This is a genomic window from Desulfoscipio gibsoniae DSM 7213, from assembly GCF_000233715.2.
GTDB lineage: Bacteria > Bacillota > Desulfotomaculia > Desulfotomaculales > Desulfallaceae > Sporotomaculum > Sporotomaculum gibsoniae.
Genome location: NC_021184.1, coordinates 918,214 through 935,157, shown reverse-complemented (window position 1 = coordinate 935,157; position 16,944 = coordinate 918,214). Strand labels below are relative to the sequence as shown.

At 47.1% G+C, this 16,944-nt stretch carries 15 protein-coding genes; 6 read left to right on the top strand and 9 right to left on the bottom strand.

The window, feature by feature from the left end:
* Positions 1–334 precede the first annotated feature (334 nt).
* Positions 335–1,039, bottom strand: coding sequence for a LolA family protein (locus DESGI_RS04330; RefSeq protein WP_006521111.1), 705 nt, complete (start codon positions 1,037–1,039; stop codon positions 335–337).
* Positions 1,040–1,420: 381 nt separating this feature from the next.
* On the opposite strand from DESGI_RS04330, the gene DESGI_RS22870 reads away from it, so the two are divergent.
* The gene (locus tag DESGI_RS22870) at positions 1,421–1,912 is read left to right on the top strand and encodes a YhcN/YlaJ family sporulation lipoprotein (RefSeq protein WP_006521110.1); all 492 of its coding nucleotides are present in this window, start codon (positions 1,421–1,423) and stop codon (positions 1,910–1,912) included.
* A gap of 90 nt (positions 1,913–2,002) precedes the next feature.
* Here the strand turns inward: DESGI_RS22870 and DESGI_RS04320 are convergent, their stop codons facing one another.
* From DESGI_RS04320 to DESGI_RS04305, 4 genes are all read right to left on the bottom strand, one after another.
* Positions 2,003–3,601: a PAS domain S-box protein gene (locus DESGI_RS04320; RefSeq protein WP_006521109.1), complete on the bottom strand. Its 1,599-nt coding sequence runs from the start codon at positions 3,599–3,601 to the stop codon at positions 2,003–2,005.
* Between the two features lie 332 nt (positions 3,602–3,933).
* Positions 3,934–4,113: a hypothetical protein gene (locus DESGI_RS04315; RefSeq protein WP_157872719.1), complete on the bottom strand. Its 180-nt coding sequence runs from the start codon at positions 4,111–4,113 to the stop codon at positions 3,934–3,936.
* Between the two features lie 81 nt (positions 4,114–4,194).
* Positions 4,195–5,406: a sodium ion-translocating decarboxylase subunit beta gene (locus DESGI_RS04310; protein WP_006521108.1), complete on the bottom strand. Its 1,212-nt coding sequence runs from the start codon at positions 5,404–5,406 to the stop codon at positions 4,195–4,197.
* 154 nt (positions 5,407–5,560) lie between these two features.
* Complete coding sequence (locus DESGI_RS04305) at positions 5,561–5,746, bottom strand: hypothetical protein (protein ID WP_006521107.1); 186 nt, start codon at positions 5,744–5,746, stop codon at positions 5,561–5,563.
* A gap of 818 nt (positions 5,747–6,564) precedes the next feature.
* Here DESGI_RS04305 and DESGI_RS04300 point away from each other — a divergent pair.
* Positions 6,565–8,664, top strand: coding sequence for a sigma 54-interacting transcriptional regulator (locus tag DESGI_RS04300; protein ID WP_006521106.1), 2,100 nt, complete (start codon positions 6,565–6,567; stop codon positions 8,662–8,664).
* A 93-nt stretch (positions 8,665–8,757) separates the two neighbouring features.
* Here the strand turns inward: DESGI_RS04300 and DESGI_RS04295 are convergent, their stop codons facing one another.
* Positions 8,758–8,955, bottom strand: a complete 198-nt coding sequence (locus DESGI_RS04295) for a CopZ family metallochaperone (protein WP_006521105.1) — start codon at positions 8,953–8,955, stop codon at positions 8,758–8,760.
* A 291-nt stretch (positions 8,956–9,246) separates the two neighbouring features.
* Between DESGI_RS04295 and DESGI_RS24325 the strand changes: the two genes are divergently transcribed.
* The 3 genes from DESGI_RS24325 (at position 9,247) to DESGI_RS04285 (ending at position 11,339) form a co-directional block, all read left to right on the top strand.
* Positions 9,247–9,405 carry a hypothetical protein gene (locus tag DESGI_RS24325; RefSeq protein ID WP_006521104.1) on the top strand — a complete coding sequence of 53 codons (159 nt, stop codon included), beginning with the start codon at positions 9,247–9,249 and terminating at the stop codon, positions 9,403–9,405.
* 79 nt (positions 9,406–9,484) lie between these two features.
* Positions 9,485–9,961, top strand: coding sequence for a ferritin family protein (locus DESGI_RS04290; protein ID WP_006521103.1), 477 nt, complete (start codon positions 9,485–9,487; stop codon positions 9,959–9,961).
* Between the two features lie 142 nt (positions 9,962–10,103).
* Entirely contained in the window at positions 10,104–11,339 is a 1,236-nt protein-coding gene (locus DESGI_RS04285; protein ID WP_006521102.1) for a (Fe-S)-binding protein, read from the top strand.
* A 181-nt stretch (positions 11,340–11,520) separates the two neighbouring features.
* Here the strand turns inward: DESGI_RS04285 and DESGI_RS04280 are convergent, their stop codons facing one another.
* The 3 genes from DESGI_RS04280 to DESGI_RS04270 form a co-directional block, all read right to left on the bottom strand.
* Positions 11,521–11,799 (bottom strand): hypothetical protein, encoded by a 279-nt coding sequence (locus tag DESGI_RS04280; RefSeq protein ID WP_006521101.1) that lies wholly within the window; start codon positions 11,797–11,799, stop codon positions 11,521–11,523.
* Between the two features lie 347 nt (positions 11,800–12,146).
* Positions 12,147–14,765 (bottom strand): bifunctional acetaldehyde-CoA/alcohol dehydrogenase, encoded by a 2,619-nt coding sequence (gene adhE / locus DESGI_RS04275; protein WP_006521100.1) that lies wholly within the window; start codon positions 14,763–14,765, stop codon positions 12,147–12,149.
* A gap of 42 nt (positions 14,766–14,807) precedes the next feature.
* Positions 14,808–15,344: a BON domain-containing protein gene (locus tag DESGI_RS04270; protein WP_006521099.1), complete on the bottom strand. Its 537-nt coding sequence runs from the start codon at positions 15,342–15,344 to the stop codon at positions 14,808–14,810.
* 430 nt (positions 15,345–15,774) lie between these two features.
* Between DESGI_RS04270 and DESGI_RS04265 the strand changes: the two genes are divergently transcribed.
* Positions 15,775–16,917 carry a mechanosensitive ion channel family protein gene (locus DESGI_RS04265; protein ID WP_006521098.1) on the top strand — a complete coding sequence of 381 codons (1,143 nt, stop codon included), beginning with the start codon at positions 15,775–15,777 and terminating at the stop codon, positions 16,915–16,917.
* Positions 16,918–16,944: the final 27 nt, after the last annotated feature.

Below are 16,944 nucleotides of genomic sequence, written 5' to 3'. Positions count from 1 at the left end.
TGAGACAAACCTTCGTGGCTATATTTCCACTTTAATAAAGAGTATATTATATACCGCGACAAAACCACTCAGCTTCTAGCTGGTTATTTACACTTTTATGCTATCGGGTTTATATAAATTTGTCAACCGTTTATCTGACAGTTTATAAACATTTGAAATCCAGCAAAGATGTTCAAGTTTTCCTCATATAAAATAGGTAAATTCATACTATCCCTTCAATAATACTATCTATTATCTTTCAACCTTATTAACACTGGACCAGTTACTGTCAATCTTTCAACCTTTCAACACCTGGCACCTCCGGCACCTGTTAGTTGCCTGAGGCTTGCGGCAGCTAGCCCATTATCTCACTAATATCCTGCACCTGTACATCTGCGGGAAGCTCAAAGGTATTCGCCGGCAGCGCGCCTACCTTTATGTTTTTAAACTCGCTTACATAAATGTTACCGTCGGTATCCGTTGCTTCCACCCGGACAGGCAGCCCATAGTCTTCCCGTACCCACATTTTGACTTCATCCTGTGAATCCTTTGCTTTAATTAAAAGCACCCTGCATTTTACCCCTTCATAGTTTTCAGTCTCCAACTCGGTGATTAATTCTTCATTGACATCCTCGGTATAGTCAAGGGGCGATTCAACCTCCCCGCTATCCCCCTGCATATCTTCATTAGTATATTTGATAGCCATATTTTCAGCCGGGGTGTAGGTATAAAAGGCACTACCATCGAAAATCATAATTATATTTTGGCCCTCGGCTTTGGTTTCATGTTTTACTTTTTCGCCCTGCACCCACATTTTACCTTCCATGGTCATATCCCCAGCCGTAATGACATAATCGCAGCTCATACCTTCAATTTGCTGGCCTTTGGCCAATAAATTCACCGCTGATTCCTTCCCGGTGCCCCGGGTGGCTTCGTGTTCCGCGTTAACAGCCTGGCCATCGCCGCCGCTTTCCTTCTGCTCTCCGCCGCAACCGGCAAGACCAAGGGAACTGTAAATCACCACAAGCACGGTTACCAAAAGGATCTTCAACTTGTACAAGATGACACTCCCTCTCTAATTTTCCAAATATAATTCGGCGCATCAGGGGAGTTAACCTTTATCTTTATAGATAAATTTTACTAGTAATTAGAGATCAAATTTTTCCCGTATTTTAAGCTAGTGAACGACAATTCAAAACTGCCGCCCGGGCGATTCAGTTAAAGTATGCTCCCGTGGCGGTGGTGTTCACCAACGAAGAATGGCAACATGTGCTGCAAAGAAATAAATAATCACCAAGCCTCACCTGAGCTTTATTTAAAGTGGGGCTGTTTTTTTGGGTACGTCTAATACCAGGTTAAAATCTGCTTGACTTCTTGGGTATATTTTATCACTATATCCCGCACTCTAATATGAAACTACTTATAAAAGGAGTGCGATAAAATGAGCACCAAGAGGTTGACCACACTGCTTCTGGCACTATGCGTCACTGCACTGTTTATCTTCAGCGGCTGTTCTCAAGTAGCCAGAAAACCCGGCCCCACACAGCCAGTCCCCAATCAGAACCAGACCGATAATAATACCGAACGGGCCAATAAAGAAGCCAGAACAGAGGCTCGCAACATCGCCCGGGAAGCCGACCTGGTGGACGGGGTTAAAAGTTCCACCGTGGTGGTAGCCGGTAATACCGCTTATATCGGGCTGGATATAAAATCCGATATCGAAAGAGAGCAAACCCGGTCTGTGGAGGAAGCGGTTATTAAACGAGTCAGGGGCGCCGAAGCCGACATCGATACCGTTTTTGTAAGCTCAGACCCGGACACGGTTACCCGCCTTAAAAACATAGATAAGGGCATAGCCGAAGGCATGCCGGTGTCCAGTTTTGCCAATGAGCTGGGTGAAATAGCCCGGCGGTTATCACCAAGAACCATGTAGAAAATTATGAAAAACCGGGACATAACCCCGGTTTTAACTATGTGGTAAACCGTACGCTCATTATCATTTTACACACAACCGCAATGTAAATCAGGACAGCTTAAAGCGCACTGCAAAGGTGGTACCTAACGGGCTGCTGTCCACCGTTATACAGGCATTATGCCTGGCGGCTATGCTATAGCACACCGCCAGCCCCAGGCCGGTGCCGTTATCTTTAGTGGTACAAAACGGTGTTCCCAACTTATCCAGCATGGTGGGGTCAATGCCGCAACCGTCATCCTGCACCGCCAGAATGACCTCGCTGTAGGCTGCCGCTGTACTTATGACCACCCGGCCACCGGTGGGTATGGCCTCCAACCCGTTGCGCACCAGGTTCAAAATAAGCTGGTGCATCTCTTTAGCATCCAGCAGCAAGTCGGGCACCTCATCCAGTACTAAAACAACATTCTTTTGATCCTTTGAAGCATCTGCCTGCAATAGCGGGAACAAACTTTGTACCAGTATGTTAATGTTTTGCATTACTTTTTTAACAGGCTTATTCCTGGCCAGGGACAGAAAATCAGTGATAATACCATTGGCCCGGTCGAGCTCCTCAAGCATCAAATCAAAAATTTCTTTGTATTTCAGACAGTCCGCTTTGCCACCCAACAGCTGCAAAAAGCCCCGCACCGAAGTCATGGGATTGCGCACCTCATGGCCGATGGTGGCGGCCATTTCCCCCACAATACGCAAGCGCTCCAGGTGGGCCATTTCCCTCTCCACCCGCTTTTGCTCCGAGATATCCTCGGCCAGCACCATACCACCGGTGATCCGTCCATCCTTGATAACCGGCGACACATTCAGCCTCACATAACGGCTGCTCCCGTTTTTATGTATAATTTCTGTTTCGTAGCTGCCAGGCACACCCTGCTGCAGCCTAACTTGAATTGCACTATAAATTTCAGCTTTATTTTTTTCAGGCACAAACTCCAACAAATTTCTGCCCAGCAATTCTTCCCGCTGATAACCCAAAACATCCCAGCATTTGTAGTTGATAAACACTATATTGGCGTTGGTATCGTAAGTGTAAAAAAGCTCATTCATGCTTTCTATCAATGTATTCAGGTAATCAACCTGCTCTTTAAGCTTTTTTTCACTTCCCCGCAGCGTTTCTTCCACACAGCTGCGTTCATGAATTTCCCGCTGCAGCAGTTCATTGGCGCAGGCTAACTCACGGGTCCGCTCCTGGACTAAATTCTCCAGCCGGTGACGGTGCTGGTACAGTTCCTCTTCCAGTCTCTTGCTGTCGGTGATATCCCGGATACATTCAATACCACCGGCCAGGTGACCTTCATTATCATAAAGGGGCGCGGCCGTTAACCACAGATAACCTCCCCGGCCCTGGTATATTTGCGGCACAAAAACTTCGGCATACAGTGTTTGGCTTTTTTTATGGACACTTTTATACTGCCGGGCGATCTCTTTTTCATCGACGCCAAAAAAATCCAACAGTCCCGGCTTTGAATAGCCGTAAAACGGCACCGAGTAGGTGTAACCACCCCTGCCGATGATGGCTTCCCTGCTCACCCCAGACATCTCCTCAATGGCCCTGTTCCAGACGATTACCTTTCCGCTACAATCAACTACAAAGGTAGCGTCAGGAAGAAAGTCAATGATGTCCAACAGCCGTTCATGATTATCGGTGGGCACTTATACACGACCTGCCTTTCCTTTACAAATCCGGCCAAAATGCACCTATAGGCGGCTCACACTGTATGGGCGAGCCGTGCCCGTCACAAATGCAACACACATATGCTGTATCTAATTATTGGCCGTGATTAAATAGGAGTTTATCACCGGATGTTATTAAATTAGACAAATACAGACAAAATCCTTGTAAAATTATAATTAATTTGCAGATGATGATTTGCATATTAGCTTTACAAAAAAGAAGGGCAAATACAAAAGATCGATTAATCTTTTGCATTTACCCTCGTTATGCATATTCTTTCTATATAATAGCTCCCATAATAGCTCGCCCGCTAACGCCGCGTACCCAAGGTGATAACAAAAAGCCCCGTTATCGCCAGCGTATAACCGCATAGCAGCCAGACCGGCTCCTGCAAAGCTGGAGGCGGCGCGGACATGGTCCTGACCGCCACAACCCCCGCCAAAGACAATGCTGTTCCGGTTATCCAGTATACCAATTTATTTTTAATCACAACCATAACACCACCGTTTGGGTAAAATAAATTCGCAATCTGTGTAGTAGTAACAAAGCGCATCCGGCAACGACGAATCTTCTAGAGTACCGGTATTAAAGTTACATACACACCGGTGAGAATCGCTGAGGTGATCACCCCGCTGATATTGGCACCGATAGTATAGGGAAGTATCAGGGATTGGGGATTGGCTTCAGTGGCTGCCTTTTGGGCCACCTTCCCCGTAGTAGGAATGCAGGATACTCCAGCAATGCCAATCACCGGGTTGAATTTGCCTTTGCTGATAAAATACATCAGATAACCGCCGATAATGCCCCCAATGCCGGAAAGCAACAGCGCCAGTATACCCAGCACCAGTAGTATCAATACTTTAGGATTCATAATGGTATTGGCCTCACACAGCACGCCCAGCAAGATACCCATAAAAAACGTTGAGCCATAAAGAAGCGGCCCTTCGAGAAAGGATACATAATGCTTGAGGTTAGCTTCCCTGACAGTCACTCCCAGGAAAAAGGACATGAACAGCGGGGCCGCCACCGGAAACAACAAACTCAACACGGTACAAGTAATAATGGAAAAGGCTATTTTTTCCCCTGGTGTAACGGTGGGTATATTACTTAAGTCCATCTTGATACCACGCAACCGCTTGGGGATCATTATTTTGATCAAGTACGGGTAACCTCCGTAGGTCAAGCTTAAATAAAGATAGGCCACTATAGTGATGGGTACAAACAAATCCTTGGCCAGCATCAGTGACGTATACAGCACCATCGGCCCGTCCGCCGAACCTACCATGGCTATGGAGGCCGCCTCGCTGTAACTTAGTCCCATCGCCACGGCTATCGGGAAAGTAGCTATTGTGCCCAATTCGGCGCAAAGGGCAATAACCATACTGCTGAACGGCCTGGCCAGCACATAGCCTATTTCGGTCATCGCGCCGATACCCATAAATATAAAACAGGCAATTAGTCCATTGCTAAAAGTTAAGGTATAGATAGGCTGTAAAAAATCCACCTGCAAAATAGTCATCAACTCAGCTGCATCACTGATCATAGGGTCCACGAAAATAGTGCCCTGCTTTTGAGCCGATAGAAACAACACAGCTGCATTGACCGAAGCCATGCCAAAACCCATCGGAATCATTAATAAGGGATCCAAAATATTTTTAGCCCCCAGGTACACCAGGCCCATGCCCAGTAATATCAATACAACCCTGGCAACAGCCACAGTTGAATCGGATGCAACTAACGTGGCCAGGCCTTGAAATATATTTAACCAACTAATATCCAACATTTTTCCCACCTCGATATTGTCATAGTTTGGCGGATACGGTGTATGTTATATGATATGGATTAGGCACTGCCAGGCCACCGGCGTATCGCCGGTCTCAGGCCAGGCTCCAAAGAGCCGCCGGTAACCGGGAACGCCGGTTTCCCGTATGGCAGGCTTACTGGCTTACCACCTTTGTTGCCGAATGGGAACTGGCTTTCCAAGCCGGCCGCAACTTCAGCTGCAGTTTTTCACGCAGCCTTATACCAATAAAAATTCCCTTGATCATTGCAGCCACGCACATGGAAATAATTACTCCTATGGCAAATACCTGCAGGGCTACTATAATGGATTCAATAGTCATGTCTGAAACCTCCTTTGGGTAATTTATTTACTTGCAGCATTGTTTCAGCAATAACAGTGCCAGACATAGTGCAGATGTTGCAATTTGATCTGATAAAAACCAGCAGGTATATTTTATACTGCCCTTAAGAAACATACCTGGACATCATTATTCAGTGGCAGTCCCGAGGGTCTATTTATTTACTGTACTTGCTGAGGCAAACGCACTCCGGAACATACCGTACGAAATGCTGTTGGGGAAAGCAGCTATACCGGGCGAATAGTGATGACCAGTTTATTTATTTTGCAATCTTACATATACCACACAAAAAAATCTTTATAAAAAGCAGGTTATAGCGGTGTTATGCGGAAATGCATAAGTTATGTAAAAACGCATAAACCACTACAAGCTTATTTCTTTCTATGGGTTACCTCATGACGACATATTTGATAAGGTCAAACTTTATTATTTTGCACCAGTTGCCACGGGCTACATCAATTTGTCGTTGATGGTGACCCTTAGTATTAGCAGTTGGGTTTATTTTTAGAACAGATGAATTTTGCCTTTGCAATACCTGAACATCGAAACGCGTTGCCTGGATGGGAACTCCTAGTCATATAATTGGTATGTTTTTTGCTAGTTAGATAATTATCTTCTGTCTCAACCTGCCCAGAGAACTCCCTCCCATACTGGTGGGCAGGAAAGGGAGGTCAGGTATTGCAGGCAGAGATTCAAATTTACCGTAAAAAGATTAAAAAAAGTTAGCAGATTATAATCGTTGACTTAGTATTGCAGCTACCACAACACCAACAAGACTTGTCGTATCAGGGGGTAATAAAATGCTAGTCAAAGATATAATGATCCCAACTACCATCAGTCTGCGTCCCGATCAGCCGGTTTTAGAAGCCTGGCAATTGATCCGGCGGCATAAGGTTGCCGGCCTGCCGGTGCTGAACCTGGACGGAGAAATTATTGGCCTGGTAACCAGGGACGATATCATTGAATGGGGACCGGAGGTATTTGTGGAGACCTCCTCTGTGGCCACCATAATGCAAAGCCCGGTACACACCATGAGGGAAGATGATTCCCCGGCGGATGCCTGGGCACTGCCAAGTCAGGTTTTCCCGGTAGTCAATCAAGATAACCGCCTCAGCGGCTTACTGGAAAAAAGCAGAGTGGGCAGTGAACTTTTAAATAAGGCCAGCTGGATACTGCTGCAGGTGGATACAATTTTGGATTCGGTGGACAATGGTATCATCGCCATCAATACTGAGGGCATAATCCGCCTGTATAACCATGCGGCGGAAAAAATAACCTGGCGATCCAAAAGCTATGCTACGGGACGCCATCTTTCCGAGGTTATTATCCCCCAGGGACTGCTGGATGTGTTAAAGGACGGCAGGAGCCGCAAAGAGTTTAAATTGTCGATAACTTATACCGAAGGCAACCGCACTTACCTGACCAACCATAGCCCCATCTTTGAAAACGGGCAAATTGTGGGCGCTGTGGCAATATTCCAGGATATTTCTGAACTGGAGTTTATCTCGGAAGAACTGGATTCAGTTAAACAATTAAACAAAAAGTTAGAACTTATCATTGAGTCATCCTACGATGGTATCATCATTACCGATGCCCGGGGCCTGATTATCAGGGCCAACCAGGCTCACCAGCGTATCACCGGCATACCCTCCGCCCAAATTCAAGGTCAGAACATGGACTACCTGCTTGAAAAAGAGGTTTATGCCCAATCCATTGTCAAAGCTGTGCTGCATGCCGGCAAACCCGTTACCGTGGTGGAAAGGGACCATTTTTTAGTAACAGGCAGTCCCGTGCGGGACCAGGACGGCAATATTGAGCGTATTGTAGTAAACATTCGTGATCTCACCGAGCTTAATGAACTGCGTGAGCAACTCAAGCAAACCAGGGAACTCAGCGAGCGCTACCAGGATGAGTTGAACCAGCTGCGAGGGCGGCTGCTGAACCAGGAGGGATTGATTTTCAACTCCCCCAAAATGCGGGAGCTGTTACAGACGGCCATACGCCTGGCCGCGGTAGATACTACGGTACTGATTTTGGGGGAATCCGGAGCGGGGAAGGAAGTTTTTGCCAAAACAATCCATAATAACAGCAAGCGCAAAAACGGGCCTTTTATTACCGTCAACTGCGGTGCTATACCCGAAAACCTGCTGGAATCGGAGATGTTCGGCTATGAGCGGGGTGCCTTTACCGGTGCCAACCGGGAGGGCAAAGCAGGCATGTTCGAATTGGCCAATAACGGCACACTGTTTTTGGACGAAATTGGTGATTTACCGGTGGGATTTCAAGTAAAGCTCCTCCGGGTCATCCAGGAAAGGGAAGTGCTCCGGGTGGGCGGCAGCAAACCCAGACCTGTCAATGTACGGATACTGGCGGCCACCAATCGCAATCTGGAGGCAATGGTTAAGGAAGGCCAGTTCAGAGAAGATTTATACTTCCGTATCAATGTGGTGCCCCTGTATATTTGCTCCCTGAGGGAGCGTAAGGAAGACATCATACCACTGGCCTACGCCTTTAAACATAAGTATGAAGAAAAGTACGGCATCCGTAAAAAAATAAACCCCCGGGTTTTTGACACTTTTTTAAACTATCACTGGCCCGGGAATGTGCGGGAATTGGATAATATGATGGAAAGGCTAATGGTCACCACCGCTGAAGATGAAATTTCCGTCAGCCACCTGCCGGCGCACGTTTTTGAAAACCTGGAGCACCAACAGCCCGAAGTTTATGTAAAGGGTATTATGCCGTTAAAAAACGCTGTTATGGAGGTGGAGCGGCAGCTGATCAGCACCGCCATCAAGGAATGCGGCAGCGCAAACAAGGCTGCTCACGCTCTAAAGGTAGATCAATCCACCATAGTGCGCAAAATTAGCCGTTTGAAATCCTATGGCCTGGCTATATAAACCAGGCCATAAAAATGTAACCATAGAACCCCTAACAGAGATTAGCCCGTCGACCGTGCTATACCCAAAAGGTCAAGCAACAGCTGCCGGCAGCTAGCCCACTACCTCATAACCGGCTTCCTTAATAGCTTTGGTTATTTGCTCACGGTCCACAGAGCCGGTTACTACAACTTCTTTTTTAGCTAAATCAACCTGCACGTTTTCTACACCAGCAATGCCTTTAACTGCTTTTTCCACCGCCGCCTGACAGTGATGGCAGCTCATTCCTTCCACCTTAAGCGTCTGGTTCATTTCTACAATTCACCCCCTGATATATAATAGAAACTTTGCTGCAAAGATCATTCCCCTTCAATTCAGGGTCTTTGTGGTTATACTTTGTACTTAATTCTGCAATTCAACCCAAGTCACAGTTTTCCTGCATGGATATAACACACTCATTGTTTATGTTTAACCGCAACTTAGCTACTTTAGTTAGTGTTTTTCATGCTCGGGAGTATTATACCTGATTAACCTTCAACGCAACCAATAATTAAACGGCTGCCGGGATACAATAGTACATCATAAGGTACGGAGGTTATATTAATGAAGAAGCATAACATTAAGCCGACTTTTATCAAGAGCGGGCTGGAAAAATACCGGGCTAAATCCGCCCGTATTGACGACAACAGCGCGCAAGCTACGCCTCCCAAGCATTACGGCAGCGGTGCCATTTATGTCGCCCGGGAAGCAAAAGAAGATTAATTTTTTACTGCAAGGCTTTACTAACCAGGAACCAGGTTCAATCATAAACTAATGTATATAGGATATCAAGGAGGAAAAAATGACCGGTCAATTGCTTACCGAACTGGATGTTTATAGAATCGCCATTACTAACGAAATGCGCGGTGCCTCTTTTTACTCTTCTATGGCTGCTAATAGCACTGACGATAAAACAAAGGCTATTTTTCATAAACTGGCTGAAGAAGAAAAAGAACACCATAAAGCATTTCAAGCTATACTGCAAAAGGCCGAAGAAATAACAGCAGAGCCCCTTAATAAACAAACCGCTTCCTATCTAAAAACTCTTTCGGAAAACAGTGTCTTCCCTGTGGAAATGAACGACCTGGTGGCCCGGATCACCCCGAACCAGGCCCTGGCCATGGGCATCCAGGCTGAAAAGGACTCTATTTTGCTTTACCAGGAATTATATATCCACACCAGCAGCGCGGATGTTAAAGACATGCTGAGCAAATTATTGCAGGAGGAAAAATTACACCTGGTGGAATTAAGGGAGCAGTACGAAGAGTTACAGAGCTAAACGACAAAACATTACCCCCCTCTTAATTATTGAGGCAGGACAAACGGTGGTTAAAATAAGCATTTTTGTTAATTGACATTGTTTCAAAATAGTTTTAAACTATTGTTAATTAACTAACTATTTTAAACAGGGGGGAAAAGAAGTGAGCACAATCTTAGCTGAAAAGTTGGACTCCAACTTTTTAAGTGAGGTTATATCAAAGGCCCGCACAACTAAAGATGCTAATGATTTTTATAACTGCCTGGCTTGCGGTATGTGCAGCGCGGGATGCCCCTACAACGGTGTACATGAAAATGCTGATCCCAGGAAATTCATTCGTATGCTGGTGCTGGGCATGAAGGAAGAGGTTTTCAACTCCGACTTTATCTGGGCCTGCACCCAGTGCGGCCGCTGCACCATGGACTGCCCCATGGGCGTGGAAGTTCTGACCCTGGTGCGCACCGTTAGAGGAAACTTTGGTTTGAAGGCCCCCGGGTTCTTGCAGGATGTGGTGGATGCCCAGATCAAAACCGGTAACCAGATGGAAGTTTCCACAGAGGATTACCTGGAAACCCTGGAGTGGATGGAAGAGGAATTACAGGAAGAAGTCGGCGATCCCAACGCTAAAATCCCCATTGACAAAGAAGGGGCTGACTTTTTATTTCTCTGGGATCCCCGGGAAATTAAATATTACCCCAATGACGTACAAAGCTTAGCCAAGATAATGTGGTATGTTGGTGCCAACTGGACCTGCAGCAGCAAATGGTGGGATGCCACCCATTACGCTTTGTTTAACGGCAATGACGAAGAGTCGGCCATTATCACCCAGCGCTACGCCGATGAAGTTAAGCGCCTGAAAGTTAAAGAACTGGTGATCACCGAGTGCGGCCACGCCACCCACGCCAACAAATGGGGTCCCAAAGTATGGCTCACCAAAGACAATACATACCCCGTGAAGAGTATTGTTGAAAAATATGTGGAATGGTTTGAAGCCGGTCTGCTCAAAGTTGACCCCACCAAGAACACTGAACCCATCACTTTGCACGACCCCTGCAATTCAGTGCGCAAACAAGGTCTGGGAGATGCCATGCGGTATGTATTAAATAAAACCGTCATGGATTTCAGAGAAATGAATCCCCACGGCATCTACAATTATTGCTGCGGCGGCGGCGGTGGGCTGCTAGCCATGGGCAAAGATATCTACCCCTACCGGATGGCCAAAGGCAAACTCAAAGCAGACCAAATTAAAGCCACCGAATGCAAACTGGTGGCCTGCCCGTGTCACAACTGCTTTGACCAGTTAACTGATACCATTAAGTATTATGAATTGGAAGGTACCAGGGTCATCCACCTGCACCATCTGATCAGCCATGCTTTAATAATGGAAGAAAAACCCTAAACCTTCGTTCCGTCACTTGCGATGACTGCGATAAATTTGTATAAAACCGATACAAGCTATTTGAGACTAATGTTTTAAAGGTAACATAACTATTGGTGCGGCAGTCAGTGCCTAGCGCCGTATGTTGTTTTTAATACAACCATAAATAATTTTCAACTAATGTAAATAGTTCCGTGTCCTGTCACGGAACTATTTGCTCTGTAAAAGCCTTGACAATGGCCTCGTCCACCTGTTGCATGGTTTCGGGCCTGGCGTAAAGCAGCCGTGCGGTATCCTCAAAGCTTAGGTCCGGGTCATCTTCAGCCAAAAGCGCCCAGACTACGGTGATAAAGGCATGTAGATTCACTTGCTTTAGCTCCGCTATGGCCGTATCCACCGAGCCATACCTGTCATTTATCCGATTCATAGTTTCTTCCGTCAGCTTAAAATTACGTTCCCTATCCAGTATTACTTTAGCCATCACGCAGCCTGGTATAAAAGTTTAACGGATTAGCGCAGTAATCCGGAAAGTAAACCAGTCTTCTCACCAGGCCTTCGCCCCTTTCAATTTAAATTTTCCAATCTTAAAATTACAGCATCACCGATAACTATTTAATTATTGCAACCGGATAATTCTACACTCCTCGTTAGCTCCAGACATTCCACAGCCTGTATTTAATTGCACCGGTATAAATAATTTACCTTTTTTTATGCCTAAAATCAACCAAAATCCAGCAGGAAGGGAAAGGAAGTCTGGCGGGAAGCAGGGAGACGGTTCTCTTGCTTTCCGCCCCCCTCCCTCCGCCCTCTCGCCACCAACCCGCCCGCTTAAGCGTGCGGGTTGTCGTAAGCGCGCAGCAATATTTCGGCCAATTCTTCTATCAGGGGCATGCGCGGGTTAGCGGTGGTAGACTGGTCAACAAATGCTTTTTCGGCCAACTCGGGCACCTTTTGCTTAAACAGCGCAGCATCAATATCACACTGGGCAATGGTATCCGGTATGCCTACCCCGGACCGCAATCTTTCCACACCGGCAATGAGGCTGTTAACTCCCTCCTCAACGGTGCCCGCCGGCATACCTAGAAAAGCAGCCATCTGCCGGTATTTTTCCGGAGCCTGAAAATACTCGTATTGTGGGAAAGAGGTAAACTTGCTGGGCATCCCGGCGTTGTATCTAATAACGTGGGGCAGCATAATAGCGTTGGCCCGGCCGTGGGTAATATGAAACTCGCCGCCCAGCTTGTGAGCCAGGCTGTGGCAGACACCCAAAAAGGCATTGGTAAAAGCCATGCCCGCTATGCAAGAGGCATTATGCATTTTGCTCCGGGCTGTGAAGTTATCCTTTTCACCGTAACTGGCGGGCAAATACTTGAACACCAACTCAGTAGCCTTCATGGCCATGGCATCGGTGTAATCCGAGGCCATCACCGACACATAGGCCTCCAGGGCATGGGTCAGCACATCCAAACCGGTGTCCGCAATAACCGCCGGGGGCAGCGTACCAACAAAATCCGGGTCAATTATGGCCACATCCGGGGTCAGTTCATAATCCGCCAGGGGATACTTGATATCCTGGCCCTTGTGGGTAATTACAGCAAAAGCGCTAACCTCGGAACCCGTGCCACTGGTGGTGGGTATGGCCACAAACTGGGCCTGCCGCCCCAGCTTGGGATATTTATAAGTGCGTTTGCGGATATCCAAGAACTTCAAGCGCAGAAAGTCAAACTCCACCTCGGGATGCTCGTAAAACAGCCACATGGCCTTGGCAGCATCAATGGGCGAGCCGCCCCCCAGAGCAATAATGGTATCCGGGCGGAATTGCTTCATTATCTCTACACCCTTTTGTACCGTTTCCACTGACGGATCGGGCTCCACGTCCGAGAATATTTCCACACTGACCTGGTTATTACGTTTGTTCAGATGGTATACCACTTTATCAACAAAACCCAGCTTAACTATACCCGGGTCGGTGACAATAATGACCCTGGCTATACCCTGCATTTTTTGCAAATACTGTACCGAACCTGACGTGAAATAAATACGCTCCGGCACTTTGAACCACTGCAGCTTATTTCGACGCCCTGTAACCCGCTTAATATTAATTAAATTATCGACGCTGACATTGGAGGTGGTGGCGTTATGGCCCATGGATCCACAGCCCAGGGTCAGGGAGGGTATGTTGACATTGTACAAATCCCCGATGGCTCCATGAGTGGCCGGGGAATTAATGATAATCCGCCCTGTGCGCATGCGCCGGGAAAATTCGGCCACCACGTCTTTATCCTCAGTGTGCAGCACAGCCGAGTGTCCCAGGCCGCCAAAGCCCACGATTTCTTCACAGCGACTGATGCCCTCCCTGTAATCGTCCACCTGGTAACAGGCCAGTATGGGGCTCAACTTTTCCATGGACAGGGGATATCCAGGCCCCACCCCCTGCTGGGGTGCCACCAGCACCTTGGCAGCCCGGGGCACCTCAAATCCCGCCATTTGCGCGATATCATAGGCGGTCTGTCCCACAATGGCGGAGTTTAAGGCACAGTCCTCCCCCTTTACCGCCATAGCTTCAAGCTTGGCCGTCTCTTGATCATTCAGGAAATAACAGCCGTAGGTTTTCATCAGCCCGGTAACTTCTTGAAAAACCTCCCGGTCGATAATCACCGACTGTTCAGAGGCGCAAATCAGACCATTATCGAAGGTTTTGCTTAAAATCAGATCGGTTACCGCCCGCTTAATATGCGCTGTTTTTTCAATATAACAGGGTACATTGCCCGGCCCCACCCCCAGGGCCGGCTTGCCTGTACTGTAGGCAGCCTGCACCAGCCCGGCACCCCCGGTGGCCAAAATCAACTGCACGCCGGGGTGGTTCATCAGGTAGCGGGTGGCCTCCAGGGAGGATTCCTCAATCCAGCCAATGCAGTTTTCCGGTGCCCCGGCCGCCACCGCCGCGTCAAGCATTACCTTGGCGGCTGCCGCGCTGCATTTTTGCCCCCCGGGGTGAAAACTAAAGATTACCGGGTTGGCTGTTTTAATACAAATCAATGATTTGAACATGGTGGTGGAAGTGGGGTTGGTTACGGGAATTACGGCGGCAATCACCCCCACGGGCTCGGCCACCTCCATTAAATCTTCTTCTTCGTTAACCCTGATTACCCCTACGGTTTTTTTGTACTTGATGCTATGGTAGACGGATTCCGTGGCAAACATGTTTTTTATAGATTTATCTTCGTAGACGCCCTTTTTGGTTTCCTCAACCGCCAGCTTGGCCAGTTCCATATGCTGATCCAAACCGGCCAGGGCCATGGCCCGTACTATTTCATCAATTTGCTGCTGAGACAAGCGCATTAAAGCATGCCGTGCCTGCTCAGCATTTTCCACCAGTTTATCCACCATTAACTGTTGTTGATCACCGATATATTCAATCTGCCGACCGTTATTTTGCTCGCTCACTGTCGATCCCCCATCCTGAAAAAGGTTCCGGTCTAAACTTACCTAAAAAATTCTAACCCCACCGTCTTCCTCATCATTGTTCACCTGGTGATGAAAAATTTCCTCCAGGCTTTCTTCGTCATACCTATCACCGGGTCTATTTTTCAGCTGGCTGACCACCCTGGTTACTCCCCGGGCCTTGGACGCGCTGGCTATAGCCTCTTGTTCTTCCTCCGGGGTATCTACCCGGCCCATCAGGAATACCGTGCCGTCAACCGATTTGGCCCCTACATGGCGCAGGTCCACTCCGGGGTTGGCTTCCAGCTCCTCCATGACCTCCGCGGTCACTTTACTGTCGTCAATGGCTCCGTCCGTGCTTACCGCCAGCCCCAGTTCCACCCTTTTAACCCCGGGCATTTTAGCCAGTCTTTCCCTTAGCCTGTTTTGCTCGGCCAGTGCATCCACCACGCCGCTAACCTGCACCTCACCGTCTATGACATTTGCTTTTAGAGCATAACCCTGCAAATCTTTATCGCTATCAAGCATTTGTTGAACTTTATGCTGCAGCGCTTTATCTTTGTCTTTAGGTTTATCCGACATCAAGCCATCAGTCCTTTCATTATTGAATTAATGTAAACCTGCAACAACATCTCCTGTACCTAGTTCCAATATCAACTGAAAACCTTTCGGGCTAAGTCCCCGAAAGAGTCTCGGTATAACCGGTGGTACGCTAAAGGCACCAACGCTTAATAACAAGCGATCCCTGCATTTGCGCTTAATGCTTATTATGACCGAGTAGTAATTGGCGTATGAGTTGAAACCTTTTAAAAACAGCAGTCGGATATTGAAAAAATATGTTATTATATTGTTGGTTAACAAGAGATTAATTAGGTTAGTATTTTTATGTAATAAAGCAATAAACTACGCTGGTGGCGACAAGTTGCAATGATCGCCATAATAAGTGACGAGCAAAAATGACGGCGATTGCACAATGGCAGCAACAAGACAATAGGAATTATGGAGGGCTGGCATGGAAAGCATTTGGGAATGGTACGAGATTTGGCAAAATTACCGTTACCATAATGAAGTAAACTTTCTAATATTTATACCGCTGTTTTTTTTGTTACGCTCCTGGCTGATTAAAAAGTTAAATGCAGCGTTCAATACCAGAATCGAAAACAACGACCTGGCTCCCTTTATCCAATCACTGATTAACTGGGGTACATTCTATGCCATAGTTGTTTATGCCATTATTTATTTCAAAGATACCTTTTGGCTGGGGGAAACCTGGTTTAGAATCGGCAATACACCGGTTACCACAATGACATTTATCATACCCGTTATTATCATCAGTTTGAGCATAAAGTTTTCCAATTTTATTTCCCGGTTCTTATTGCACCGGGTATACAGCCGCTATGAAATGGACCAGGGCATGCAGTATACCTTTAGCCGGCTGCTGCACTACATCATTATCGTTGTTTCCGTGCTGGTAGCTTTGCCCGCTATTGGCTTTGACTTAAGTGTCCTCACTGTCTTCGCCGGTGTAGCCGGTATCGGTATAGGTTTCGGCATGCAAAATATTGCCTCCAACTTTATATCCGGCTTGATCTTATTATTTGAACGCCCCATCAAAGTAGGAGATAGAATAAAAATCGGCGATATTCACTGCGACGTGCAGCATATTAATATTCGCTCCACAGTGGTGCGCACCAGGAATAATGAACATATTATCATACCCAACAGCCAGTTCATCGAGAATCAAATCATCAACTGGTCTTACGGTGACCCTATTGTGCGGCAAACGATCCTAATTGGCGTAGCTTACGGCTCGAACGTGCGCCTTTTGGAAAAACTGCTTCTGCAGGCGGTCCATGAGCACCAAGATGTACTGGACGACCCGCCGCCTCGGGTGGATTTTCTCAATTTCGGTGAGTCCTCCCTGGATTTTAGATTGTTATACTGGATATCCGATCCCGTGCTGCGTAAACGAATAAAAAGCGCGCTGAACTACCGTATCAACGACCTGCTGCAGGAGCACGGTTTAGAAATACCTTTCCCGCAGCGCGACCTGCACCTGCGCAGCGTTGATACCGCCCTGCTGAAGAATATGCAATGGGAAATGGAAGTAAGTAATGAAGGAAATGGTGACGAACAAAACAAAGGAAGCAATTAAATAAAGTGGTAATGAAACGTTAAAAGA

Coding starts and splice junctions, on each gene's coding strand:
- DESGI_RS22870 (WP_006521110.1), top strand. CDS start 1,421: ATGAGCACCAAGAGGTTGACCACACTGCTTCTGGCACTATGCGTCACT.
- DESGI_RS04310 (WP_006521108.1), bottom strand. CDS start 5,406: ATGTTGGATATTAGTTGGTTAAATATATTTCAAGGCCTGGCCACGTTA.
- DESGI_RS04305 (WP_006521107.1), bottom strand. CDS start 5,746: ATGACTATTGAATCCATTATAGTAGCCCTGCAGGTATTTGCCATAGGA.
- DESGI_RS04300 (WP_006521106.1), top strand. CDS start 6,565: ATGCTAGTCAAAGATATAATGATCCCAACTACCATCAGTCTGCGTCCC.
- DESGI_RS04295 (WP_006521105.1), bottom strand. CDS start 8,955: ATGAACCAGACGCTTAAGGTGGAAGGAATGAGCTGCCATCACTGTCAG.
- DESGI_RS24325 (WP_006521104.1), top strand. CDS start 9,247: ATGAAGAAGCATAACATTAAGCCGACTTTTATCAAGAGCGGGCTGGAA.
- DESGI_RS04290 (WP_006521103.1), top strand. CDS start 9,485: ATGACCGGTCAATTGCTTACCGAACTGGATGTTTATAGAATCGCCATT.
- DESGI_RS04280 (WP_006521101.1), bottom strand. CDS start 11,799: ATGGCTAAAGTAATACTGGATAGGGAACGTAATTTTAAGCTGACGGAA.
- DESGI_RS04270 (WP_006521099.1), bottom strand. CDS start 15,344: ATGTCGGATAAACCTAAAGACAAAGATAAAGCGCTGCAGCATAAAGTT.
- DESGI_RS04265 (WP_006521098.1), top strand. CDS start 15,775: ATGGAAAGCATTTGGGAATGGTACGAGATTTGGCAAAATTACCGTTAC.